This is a genomic window from Paracoccus sp. SSK6 (assembly GCF_039770665.1).
GTDB lineage: Bacteria > Pseudomonadota > Alphaproteobacteria > Rhodobacterales > Rhodobacteraceae > Paracoccus.
This window is the reverse complement of sequence record NZ_JBDPNJ010000050.1, coordinates 1-11,037: the sequence shown is the minus strand read 5'-3', so window position 1 is coordinate 11,037 and position 11,037 is coordinate 1. Positions and strand designations below refer to the sequence as shown.

Below are 11,037 nucleotides of genomic sequence, written 5' to 3'. Positions count from 1 at the left end.
ACATGCTCATCATGGCGGCAAAGGCGCGCCGCGCTTCCTCACCGCCTGCCATCATCGCCTCTGTGAGCGTGCGCGGTGTGATCTGCCAGGAAACCCCCCACCGATCCTTGCACCAGCCGCAGTCACTTTCGCTGCCACCATTACCGACAATGGCGTTCCAGTACCGGTCAGTCTCTTCCTGGTCATCGGTGGCAATCTGGAACGAGAAGGCCTCATCCGGCTTGAAGACAGGTCCGCCGTTCAGTCCAATGCAGGGGATGCCTGCGACCGTGAACTGAACAGTCAGCACATCGCCCTTCTTTCCTGAGGGATAGTCGTCGGGAGCGCGGTGGACCGCCTCCACCCGGCTGTCCGGAAAAACAGAAGCATAGAAGGTCGCCGCCTCCTCGGCATCCTTGTCGAACCACAGGCACACGGTGTTCTTGGCAATTGTCATGACGATTTCCTACCCTCATCACTCATGGCCCATCATAGCGGCATTCCAGGCAGGAAAAGCTGCTTTCCCGCCGGTTGTGTTTCAGGCACAGGCGACAGTCGAACAGCAAAGCTTTGCGCTCCAGGCAGTGCGACAGCCGATATCTCGGAACTTGGTTCCCGAGCAGGATGCCATATATCTGCTGACACACCGTCAAGGACGCGGCAGGATCCCAAATAAGCCAACCCGGGCATCGTCTGCGACGAAGACAAGGCGCAGTGCGTGCGGCGCAACTTGCGGTCGGGAAATGTCACGCTGTTGTTGACGAGGAATGTGGATGGCGCCGGTGATGTCTCCAGAGGCCCAAAGTCCCACCGAGGTTCTCGCGGGCCTGGTCGAGCGCGTCACCTTCCACAGTCCCGAGAGTGGCTTCTGCGTCCTGCGGGTCAAGGCACGCGGGCATCGCGATCTCATTACGGTGGTCGGTCATGCCGCGATGATCTCGGCGGGCGAATGGATCACCGCCTCGGGCCTCTGGCTCAACGACCGCACCCATGGCTTGCAGTTCAAGGCGCAGTTCCTGAAGACCTCCGCGCCTTCTTCGATCGAGGGCATCGAAAAGTATCTCGGCTCCGGCATGATCCGCGGGATCGGACCTGTCTATGCACGGCGGCTGGTGAAGGCCTTCGGCAAGGACGTCTTCGACATCATCGAGGCCGAGCCCGAACGCCTGCGCGAGGTGGGCGGCATCGGCCCGGTTCGCGCGGCCAAGATCACCGCGGGCTGGGCCGACCAGAAGGTCATCCGCGAGATCATGGTGTTTTTGCACCAGCATGGCGTGGGCACCGCACGGGCGGTGCGGATCTTCAAAACATACGGCACGGACGCCGTGCAGGTGATGAGCGAGAACCCCTACCGCCTGGCCCGCGACATCCGCGGCATCGGCTTTCGCACCGCGGACCTCATTGCCAGCAAGCTCGGCATCGAGAAGACCGCCCCCATCCGGGTTCGCGCGGGCGTGTCCTTCGCCTTGAGCGAAGCCATGGGGGACGGCCATTGCGGGCTGCCGCGGGGCGAGCTGACTGGACTTGCCGAGAAGCTTCTCGAGGTGCCGCCCGCTTTGATCGAGAGCGCCATCGGCGAGGAGCTTGCCGAGGGCTCGGTCACCGCGGACCGCGTGGGCGAGGCGGACTGCATCTTCCTCACCGGGCTCTTCCAGGCTGAGCGTGCCATCGCCGGACAGCTCGAACGGCTGCGAAGAGGCCCCCTGCCCTGGCCCGCCATCGATGCCGATCGCGCCCTGCCCTGGATCGAGGAGAAGACCGGCCTCAGCCTGGCCTCGAGCCAGGCCGAGGCGATCCGCCTGGCGCTTAGATCCAAGGTCACGGTAATCACCGGCGGACCCGGTGTGGGCAAGACCACGATCGTGAACGCCATCCTCCGCATCCTGGCCGCCAAGGGCGTAAAGCTCCTGCTCGCGGCGCCCACCGGCCGCGCCGCCAAGCGCATGACCGAGACCACCGGCATGGAGGCCAAGACCATCCACCGGCTGCTGGAGTTCGATCCCAAGGCCTTTGCCTTCAAGCGCAGCGAGGACAGCCCGCTCGACTGCGATCTCCTGGTCGTCGACGAAAGCTCCATGGTCGACGTGCTGCTCATGCAGTCGCTGATGAAGGCCCTGCCCCCGTCAGCCGCGCTCCTGATGGTGGGCGACATCGACCAGCTGCCCTCGGTGGGGCCCGGTCAGGTGCTGGCGGACATCATCGGCTCGGGCGCCGTGCCGGTGGTGCGCCTGACCGAGGTCTTCCGCCAGGCTGCGCAAAGCAAGATCATCACCACCGCGCATGCGATCAATGCCGGACGCCTGCCCGACCTCGCGCCACCGGAGGGGGAGGCGGACTTCTACTTCGTGCCGGCGCGTGATCCGGAAGAGGCGGTGGCGCGCATCGTGGAACTGGTCAGCCGACGCATTCCCCGCCGGTTCAAGCTTGATCCGATTAAGGACATTCAGGTGCTCTGCCCGATGAACCGGGGCGGTGTGGGCGCCCGGTCGCTCAACATCGAGCTGCAAAAGGCGCTGAACCCGGCCGGCGACAGGAAGGTCGAGCGGTTCGGCTGGACCTTCGCGCCGGGTGACAAGGTCATGCAGATCGAGAACGACTACGACAAGGAGGTCTATAACGGCGACATCGGCACCATCGAGGACGTGGATGCGGATGAAGGCGAACTTGCGGTCTGCTTTGACGATCGCACCGTCACCTTTGCCTTTGGCGAGCTCGACACTCTGGTGCCGGCCTATGCCGCCACCATCCACAAGAGCCAGGGCTCGGAATACCCGGCGGTGGTGATCCCGGTGATGACCCAGCATTACACCATGCTGCAGCGCAACCTCCTTTATACCGGCGTGACCCGCGGCCGAAAGCTCGTGGTGCTCATTGGCCAGAAGAAGGCCGTGGCCATTGCCGTGAAGAACGTCTCGGGACGCCGCCGCTGGTCGAAGCTCGATGAATGGCTGGCTGCGGCCGGTCCGTTGTAACCGGCTGCGGCTATTGCACCCAAGGCCCGGATCGTCAGTCCCGGGCGCAACCCTGAGGGTCGATCAGCCACCCGGACGCGGCAGGAATGATGGCTGCCCCGTAGCCATGCTGGTCGATGAACTGCCGGTCCGCCTCGGCCTGACGCGCCTTGTGCAGATCGCGCGACGGCTGGCCGTTGGCGCCGCAGCACCATTCATCAGGCGCCTTGCCGCAGGTAGGGCAGCCGACCGCCAGGGCCGGATGGTCATGGGCGGTGAAGTTGGGCATGGACGTGTCCTCCCTGTGTCATGGAGATGGCGTGCAGCAATGGTGTGAGGCCTGCTGCCAAAAGACCTGTCGAGACGTGGTGGGGCAATGGCACCGGGAGCCCTGGGAAGAGCATGTCCAGCCGTTGCCGGATCCGCGCAGGATAGGGCTTTTGTGACCACCATGGCGGAGAGTCTGCGCCCAGGCGCAGGATAGGTCCAATGAGAAATCTGAATCGATCCGCCCGCAGGGATTCGGATCCTTGATAGATCGCGGCCATCGCTTCGTTGCGGACCACATCCATCACCTGCCTTCTCGTCTCCGAGGAAGTTCCGGCATGTCGAAAACCCCCGCCGGCCAGTGCCAGGCCGGATAGGGGCCCTCTGCCGCGATCCGGCGCAGATCCTCCTCGCGATCCGCCGCCATGTCCGGTGCCGGCGCATAGAGCGCGATCGGTCCGTCGCCGTCGAGCAGCACGGCGGTGGCAATGGGCGCATCCACAGGCAGGTTGTAGGGCAGGCAGCGGACGAAATCCCGCTCAGCGAGGGATTCGAGCAGCGCATGATCCCGCTCGCCCGCAAAGGGGATCCACCGGCCATCGACCGCCATCAGGGCAATCTCCCGGATCTCGGCGTAACTGCCTTTCACGGCAAAGGTCGCGATGGCCATCAGGTGACTGTTTGGCGTGGCCTCGACGAGCCGCACCTTTCGGGCGGCAGCCCGGTCGAACCGCTTGGCCGTGTCGCTGTCGACGAAAACGGAAAAGTCCGGCAGATGCTTGAAGCGGAGCTTGCGGCCGTATTGCGCGGGCTCCTGTCCCTTGAGTTCGGCCACCAGCAGGCCAAGCCCCGTGGGCTTGCCCGCCACAGGCTGCAGCCTGTGGAGAAAGCGCCGCCGTTCGCCTGCCAGGCGCTCCTTGTCCTCGAGGACGTAGGGAGGCGGAACAAAGAGGATGTCCGACAGCGGCCCAGACCGGGTCCGGGCTCGCGCCGCCGCAAGGCAGAACTCGCGGTGCACGATCCACCAGCTGCGTCGCCCGTAAGCCCTGCGCCATGTCGTCAGTCCCGCAGCGTCCCAAAGATAGTGCAAAAGGGCAAGGAGCCGCAGCCTGCGCGGGCTGGCGGTCACCGATACGGTATCCGCTTCATCCTCATCGGTGGACGACGACGGCCTGCTGCCGCGCAGGGACAGCGAGAAGCCGAGCCTGAGCATCGTGTCGCCTGCCTCGTCCATGACGATGGCCTGCCCGGAGAGTGGCCCAAGCCCCGAGAGCTCCGGGGGTGGATCGAAGGACGGGCAGGCAAGGTCATGCGTATGTCCCGTGCCGGGCATGCGCTTGAGATGAAACACACCATTGATCAGGGCCACATACATGGGCGGTTCGGCCTCGCAGCACTGGCACAGCGGCCTGGCATGACCGTCATGCGCTCGGGCGAGGATCCCTTGCAGCTCGGGCGCATCGTCGCAAAAGCGGACATGCCCCAGCCGGTAGCACTTGCCCTCAGCGCTCATCGTCCATTCCCTCCCTGTGCTGCCGGTCCCCTGCCCTGCGCCGGTCCGCCATCTGCGTGAAGCTGCCGTGCCACATGCTTGTCCCCTTGGCCTCCGCCTCACGCCCCGCCACCCTGTACCTGCCCTGCTCGTCGCCGGCGGGAACAGCCCATCCCTCCCGAACCAGCCACTCGGCCAGATCGCTGCCGCGTGAGGCGTAGCATGCCAAGTGGCGGCCGTAGCGGTCCGGACCAGCGACATGGCAGGAAACCTGCCGAGCGACGGGCGCCGCCAGGACTTGTCGGAGGTCCCCACCGCATTTCCATGTCTGCCTGGCTGCGTCTTGGCAGGTCAGGTCCGGTTCAGGGGCGCCTATGCCGAGGATGCGGATCCGCCGCCCGCCGATGACAAGCGTGTCGCCATCGATTACCCGTGCAGACCCAGCCACACCGGTAACAAGTGTCATGTGTTCCTGCGCACCCAGCAGGAACATTGCCGCCCCGAGGATCGGCAAAGAAAACGGGGCGGCTTTCCTCATTTCGGCCCCCCGTCTGACGGCGGCTGCGGATCAACCCCGAGACGCGCCCGGAGGCCAAGCGCTGTCGCACGCTGCACGAAGGTCTCTCGCGCGGCAGAAACGGCGCGGGCCCCTGCGAGGCTATCCTGCCATGCCTGATCCAGGCACTGGAAATGCTGGGTCAATGCCGAGAAGTAGCGCTCGAAATCAGCCGTCACCAGATCGACATAGGCCTCGATATCCGCGTTTCGCTCCGGAACCCAGGGCTCCTCGGGTGGAACGCAGACCGGAGCCTGCGCCTTTGCGGCAGGAGAGATCAAAAGCACCGTAAGCAGGGCGGCGGTGATGAAGCGATGATGCGTCACAATGCTTCCTCCCGTCGCCGGCGTTCGCTGAGGCCGATCAGACTGCCCATCATGTTCAGGTGACCCTGCAGCCAGGCCCGCGTCATGCCCCGCAGATAGCCGCCGGGGCTAATGATCGGCGCCACAGGATCATCCCGGCGCGCGTCCAGGATCAGCATGGCCACCGTTGCGCCCTCCTCGCCCATGGCGGTGCAGGCATCGGACCAGGCGGAGGGGTGAATGCCCAGTTCCAGCACACGCCGCTCCGCCGTCCAGATGAAATCGTGAAATCTCAGGCGCTCGGGATCAGCCCGCCCGGACAGGTAGAACTGCATCTCGGGTGAGGCGAGCCGGAACAAGCGCTCCGGGACGAGCTTGGTCAGCCATTCCCTTCCGGCAGCGTTCGGCCCACCCTTAAGCCCAACTTCGGCGTTTGGTCTGCTGCTCACCCGTGGCAGGCGAGAACGTTGGCCGAACGCCGGCTCCACCGCAGACCTTCTGCCCTCGGTGCGGGCATCACAAGACAAGGAAAAATCTTCGCTTGTATCTTGTAGAGGGGACCGCTCGTTTTCGAGCGGTTGATCGGTTGATTTCTGGAGCGCTTCGAGCAGATCGAGGGCGGCTCGCGTCAGGGTATCCGCTTCCCTCTCGTGCGCGGCAAGCGCATCCAGCGTCATGGCATGCAGCCGGTCGGCACGAGGCCAGGCAGCCCAGGCATCCTCCATGGCTTGGACACGGGCATCCTGGGAGGCAACGTCACGGAGCTGCTCCAAAGCCTGGCGGAGACAGCGCCAATGAGTACTGCGTTGACCCCGAAGATAGATCGCCTCGTGCCGCGCTGTGGTCAGCTGCGCATCGAGAGCGAGCAAATCGGAAAACCGCTCAATGACGCCGCTGAAGAACAGCCCGGTTCCGGCGTGGCGGGATCGGCTGCCATTTGCGGCCGTCCTTCGCTCGAGAAGCCCCGCCTGCTCGAGCCGTGCAGTGTGCACGCGCACCCGTGCCTCGGAGAGAGCAAGCATTTTTGCCAGTTCGGACGCAGCTGCATAAACGCTTGGCTCTCGGTCGGGCTCTATCCAATCTGCTGGCCGAGTCATGGCAGCAAGCCGGGTCCATGTATGAGCCGCCGCCCGGCCGACGCCGAGATGCGGGGCGACCCGCTCCACAAGGTGAATAAAGGCGTCGCGCTGCCATCCGGAAGGCAGGGATGGATAGACTGGCAGATCGCGACGGGAATGGGCCTTTGCTGTGAACGTTCGTGCCATTTGCTCCTCGGAAACTGGGAGCACGGGAGCCGCAGCCAAAACGCATTCGTTCGCACGGATGCGTTTTCACGCTTGATTTTTGGGACGGATTCAATCACCATCGCTCCTAACAAGTAGAGCTGATACAGGTCGGCAAACCTGTGTTATCGAACCTCCCCTCGTGCGGACCCCCGCGCGGGGGTTTTCTATGTCTCAGTGATCGTGTGTATGACCTCGTTTCCCCTTCTTTTTTGTCGTGGACTGCTCAACGGCCGGTACAGGCATCAGTAGCTGACCCACTCCGTGGAGTATGCACCGGTGTAATCCTGCATGCGCAGCACGACGGCCCGAAAGCTTGGACCGTACTCACTCAGCAGCGTGCTCCCGGTTCTGGCCCGAACTGCGGGGTCCAGCCATGCAGGCCAGTCCTCCTTTTCAACGCCTTGCCGCACAAGGCGACCAGACGCATCGTAGGTGCCTCGCACAGTATCCAGATACATGTCCCGCCCTCCACTGCCGCTCGTCACGGACTTGGCAAGATACCAGACCTCGATCGCGTCACGGTATGCTGCGACGTCCGGCGACAAGGTCCCCTCGCCGTCAACCGGCAGGCCGGGACTGCTCCCCATGGGACATCGCCAGAGTTGCAACGGCGGCTCGATGGGCCAGGGGGTGATGCGACGGATGACCTCGGCTTTGGCGGCCGAGCATTCGGCCGATGCCGGAAAACCGCCCGCCATGCAGAGCAATATGGCGCAATCGATAGGATAGGCGAGGGCAGAAGAGGGCGTGAGCGCCGGGACTGCGACAATCATCCCGGCCGTGACGATGTTGCGTATGTGCCAGCAAGCCATATCATTACACCTATCTGCTGTGCAGATCGGTATTATGATTACTCCACCTGTGTCTATGTGGCAACCGGCGATTGCGAGTACGTCCGCGGACGGATGGCCCTCGAAGGATCGAAGAAGAAGTTTTCGGGAACAGAAATCTGGGAAAACTCACCCGTGTTCCAGCGATAAAGCCCACGGGTTGTCTGACCCTCGACAACCGTTTCCGTGAGGATCGCTTCCCGTTTCGTCGTCTGATCTTGATGCATCATCTATTCCTCCGCCCAGTGGGTACTATCTCGCCCGCAAAAGAGTGGCTTGTGTCAGGTCTTGTTCGCCATCGAACTGACAAAACCCTTTCTGCACCCCAGTAGCTGTGCTTCCATAAGGGAAGAAGTCACGAGAGGATACGAAGCCAGGCGAAACGAAACGAAATGGAACCCGCCAGTCCGCTGACAAAAAACAGTAAGTTTTTTCTGCCACCCCCCGGGGACGGGAGTGACTTCAAGGAGATCTTCGCCCGAATAGCTGCCACAGGTGCGGGTCGGCCAGCGGACAAAGACGGATTTCCCCCTGGCCCATGGACGCCCGAACTTCTTGCAGAAGCAATCTCTCAGATCGAGGGCAATCGAGCCGGGGTGGACCTGAGAACGGTGCAGCTTTGGTTTCAGGAGAACGACAGGGGCATCAGCCCTACCAACATTCGGTGGCTGGCGAGAGTTTTAGGTTGTGATGATCCGGTCGCCACCGGCGATTGGCAGGTGGAACTCAGCACGGCACAATCACGGCTGACAGCCAAGAGACGAAAGCAGACCGGTGCAGAAGAACCCGGTGCGTTGGAGAACACAGATGTGGCCCCACCTGCGTCCTCCCGTAACGAGGCAGACCCGCCGCCAGAGACATCAAGCGACAACACCCCTGCTGGATCGTCTCGGCGCTTCAGTCTGGCAAGTCGATCCGAGGCACTCTTCAGTAGCCGATCCTTGCTGGATTTGCCGGCAACGGTGTTCGCGGGCGCCGTGGCACTGGGCTTCATGTCGTACGTTGTCGATATCCACAGCGTTTTCTATGCCCATCCGAACGAAGCGACCAAGCAGGTGGGGTTTTTGTGGGCGCCGAATTGGACAATTCTCTTCTTGGTGATCCTTCCCCTCTATCTGATGTTTGCGGGTGATTTGATCGCCTATTGGAAAAAGGAAGGGCGCGTGAAGTTTACACTGGGACGAAAAGACCAGAGTACCCGTGACTGGATACGCCGCGTTGAAGATTATTCATATCCATACTGGGCAAGTCTTCTTGTCTGTTTGCCCATTGCCTCTGTAGCGCAATGGATCAATGAGTGCTTGGTCCCACTGCTGACGAGCGATCCAGGCAACTTCGGTGTGGACTGGGGCCGTATAGCAATTTTCCATCCAGACGTTATCTCGGTGCCGGAAGCCGTCGTATTCACAGGCGCTGCGTACCTCTATATGGGTATCTGCTTCTTTATCTTTTTTGCGGGTTTGATTTTACTTTTTACACTGGCCGATGACCTGTCAAAGATCGGACAGGCACCAGAACTCTGGTCCTATGCCGAGCGCCGGAAAGAGATCAATGAAGCCTCTTTCAGAGTAATGCTCGGAATATTTCGTTGTACCATTTTGGGGCTCCTTATTGCGATCTGCATGAGGCTTCAAAACATGTTCATGCTATCGCGGGCAGAAACGATCGTGTCGTGGTTAGTTGACGACTTGATGACGGTCTTGAGCGGACGACACATAATCCTTGATCGCCTCCCTTATAGTCGACCCACGCTTTATAGCAGCCTTCTCGTCGTCCTGACGACCTGTACAGTCTTCCTGCATGGTGCCGCTCGAGTTCGCTGGATGTGCGCACAAGCAAAAGCGATCAATGCCGCTGAGGAGCCACGTGAAAAACGGCTACACGACTACTCCGGTCAGTCTACTCTGCCGTGGGGGATGATGTTTGGGGTCGTTGGGTTACTCGTGGCCAACTACCTGCTCATTGATGTCTTTGCGGGCTTCTCCGTTTTGCTAAGCCTCGGCGGGCTGCTCGCGATATACAGTTTGATCGATCCCGGCTTCCGGTATGGAAGGTGAGCGAGAGGACAATCCAGGTGTTTTACAAGTGGCTTGATCGTTGGGATGAACGGCGAGCGCAGCGCGGAGACGAAGGAAAGAAGGTAACGGACGTCGTCCTTGCTGCAGAACTGGCCTTTCCAGAGGCGGGCAACGTCGCAAGCATTGCAGACTTTTGCGATCTTGCAGACCGGGCCGTTGCAGATCCTTCGTACTTCGATGAACCGATTGGATCCGAGTTATCGTTCGAAGCCAGAAAGGGGTGGATCAGCTTTCCTTCAGACATATCCACAGAGACTGCCGAGAATAATACGGTTTTTGCTCGAATAACGAAGGGCAGATCTTTTGATCACGCTTTAGTCGTGTTCCATCACTGGAATGCGCGCTTCCGGAATGATCTGCTGGCAAAGTCATTTGCCCGGCAAGACATCACGGTTGTTGAGATCGCATTACCCTATCACCTGGAGCGTAAGCGTCCGGGCTCCTCACATGCTGACTATATGCTGAGCGCAAATCTCGGCAGAACGATCCGGTCCGTACGGCAAGGAGTGCTGGATGGCAGGAAACTCATACGGTGGCTCAGGGTTGAAGGCTACAAAGAGATTTCTGTACTCGGAATAAGTCTAGGATCTTGGGTAGCTGGACTGATCGCAGCCCATGATCCGACCGTCAGAAAGGCTGCGTTGTTTTTGACGGCGGGAAGCCTTGCCGATATGGTTTGGACTGGCCGTGCAACACAATCGATCCGGGCCAGCTTGGAGCCGGCGATTGAATTACCCGATCTAAACAGGGCTTGGGGTCCCGTAAACCTGGAAAACTACACTGATCGGCTTGCTCGGCCAGACTTGGACATTTTGGTTGTTCTGGCCCTGAGAGACAAGGTCGTGTTGCCGGAACTGTCCAAACGGTTTGTCGACCGGCTGAATGACGCCGGAGCCAAGCTGGACCTCCTGGAAGCAAACTGTGGCCATTATTCCCTATCAATCCCCCCATATGTCATTCTATCCGGACTGAGATTAAGGGCGTTGCTCCGTCAGCGGCCTTGAGCGGTCTGGACTTTCCTTTTCTTGTCCAAGTCACTTCCGTCATAGTGAGCACTGAGAAACGGTGGCAATGGTAGTCGGGTCGGATATGCGCATCGATGCTCCGCCTGTTTATCGGTATATCTGCCGTAGGGCAGAGCCGGCGGCAGACACTTTCGTTTGGACAGGCACGACTCGCGGTGTCCGAGCCGGGCAATGGCCGCCAATGGCAGCAAGCGGGAGTGGATCACCAGTAGGCGCGGAACGGGCATCGTCAAGTCGCCACGAACAAGTTCGGGCTGTGTCCCATGTG

10 protein-coding genes are annotated in these 11,037 nt (G+C 61.3%); 3 read left to right on the top strand and 7 right to left on the bottom strand.

Translation table 11 applies throughout. The features are described from left to right. Positions 1–436, bottom strand: a 436-nt coding sequence (locus AAIL68_RS16740; RefSeq protein WP_347140890.1) for a VOC family protein, incomplete at its 3' end; no start/stop codon positions are given. A gap of 316 nt (positions 437–752) precedes the next feature. On the opposite strand from AAIL68_RS16740, the gene AAIL68_RS16735 reads away from it, so the two are divergent. Continuing rightward, positions 753–2,951, top strand: a complete 2,199-nt coding sequence (locus AAIL68_RS16735) for an ATP-dependent RecD-like DNA helicase (RefSeq protein ID WP_347140889.1) — start codon at positions 753–755, stop codon at positions 2,949–2,951. A gap of 34 nt (positions 2,952–2,985) precedes the next feature. Here the strand turns inward: AAIL68_RS16735 and AAIL68_RS16730 are convergent, their stop codons facing one another. From AAIL68_RS16730 to AAIL68_RS16705, 6 genes are all read right to left on the bottom strand, one after another. Beyond that, positions 2,986–3,219, bottom strand: a complete 234-nt coding sequence (locus AAIL68_RS16730; RefSeq protein WP_347140887.1) for a hypothetical protein — start codon at positions 3,217–3,219, stop codon at positions 2,986–2,988. Positions 3,220–3,501: 282 nt separating this feature from the next. Then, on the bottom strand, positions 3,502–4,710 hold the full coding sequence (locus AAIL68_RS16725; RefSeq protein WP_347140886.1) for a DUF1173 family protein: 1,209 nt from the start codon (positions 4,708–4,710) through the stop codon (positions 3,502–3,504). Beyond that, complete coding sequence (locus AAIL68_RS16720; RefSeq protein ID WP_347140885.1) at positions 4,700–5,227, bottom strand: thermonuclease family protein; 528 nt, start codon at positions 5,225–5,227, stop codon at positions 4,700–4,702. The genes AAIL68_RS16725 and AAIL68_RS16720 overlap by 11 nt, the downstream gene beginning before the upstream one ends. Next, entirely contained in the window at positions 5,224–5,571 is a 348-nt protein-coding gene (locus AAIL68_RS16715; protein WP_347140884.1) for a hypothetical protein, read from the bottom strand. Before AAIL68_RS16715 ends, AAIL68_RS16720 begins: the two co-directional genes overlap by 4 nt. Then, complete coding sequence (gene repC, locus AAIL68_RS16710; RefSeq protein ID WP_347140883.1) at positions 5,568–6,815, bottom strand: replication initiation protein RepC; 1,248 nt, start codon at positions 6,813–6,815, stop codon at positions 5,568–5,570. The genes AAIL68_RS16715 and repC overlap by 4 nt, the downstream gene beginning before the upstream one ends. Positions 6,816–7,078: 263 nt before the next feature. Beyond that, the gene (locus tag AAIL68_RS16705; protein WP_347140882.1) at positions 7,079–7,609 is read right to left on the bottom strand and encodes a hypothetical protein; all 531 of its coding nucleotides are present in this window, start codon (positions 7,607–7,609) and stop codon (positions 7,079–7,081) included. Positions 7,610–8,058: 449 nt separating this feature from the next. Here AAIL68_RS16705 and AAIL68_RS16700 point away from each other — a divergent pair, with 449 nt between their 5' ends. Further along, positions 8,059–9,723 (top strand): hypothetical protein, encoded by a 1,665-nt coding sequence (locus AAIL68_RS16700; RefSeq protein WP_347140881.1) that lies wholly within the window; start codon positions 8,059–8,061, stop codon positions 9,721–9,723. A gap of 17 nt (positions 9,724–9,740) precedes the next feature. Then, a complete protein-coding gene (locus tag AAIL68_RS16695; RefSeq protein WP_347140880.1) occupies positions 9,741–10,748 on the top strand; it encodes an alpha/beta hydrolase family protein in 1,008 nt (335 codons plus the stop codon). Positions 10,749–11,037: the final 289 nt, after the last annotated feature.

Excerpts from the sequence above, each read along its gene's own strand:
- AAIL68_RS16735 (WP_347140889.1), top strand. The coding sequence starts at position 753 with ATGGCGCCGGTGATGTCTCCAGAGGCCCAAAGTCCCACCGAGGTTCTC.
- AAIL68_RS16730 (WP_347140887.1), bottom strand. The coding sequence starts at position 3,219 with ATGCCCAACTTCACCGCCCATGACCATCCGGCCCTGGCGGTCGGCTGC.
- AAIL68_RS16725 (WP_347140886.1), bottom strand. The coding sequence starts at position 4,710 with ATGAGCGCTGAGGGCAAGTGCTACCGGCTGGGGCATGTCCGCTTTTGC.
- AAIL68_RS16720 (WP_347140885.1), bottom strand. The coding sequence starts at position 5,227 with ATGAGGAAAGCCGCCCCGTTTTCTTTGCCGATCCTCGGGGCGGCAATG.
- repC (WP_347140883.1), bottom strand. The coding sequence starts at position 6,815 with ATGGCACGAACGTTCACAGCAAAGGCCCATTCCCGTCGCGATCTGCCA.
- AAIL68_RS16705 (WP_347140882.1), bottom strand. The coding sequence starts at position 7,609 with ATGATTGTCGCAGTCCCGGCGCTCACGCCCTCTTCTGCCCTCGCCTAT.
- AAIL68_RS16700 (WP_347140881.1), top strand. The coding sequence starts at position 8,059 with ATGGAACCCGCCAGTCCGCTGACAAAAAACAGTAAGTTTTTTCTGCCA.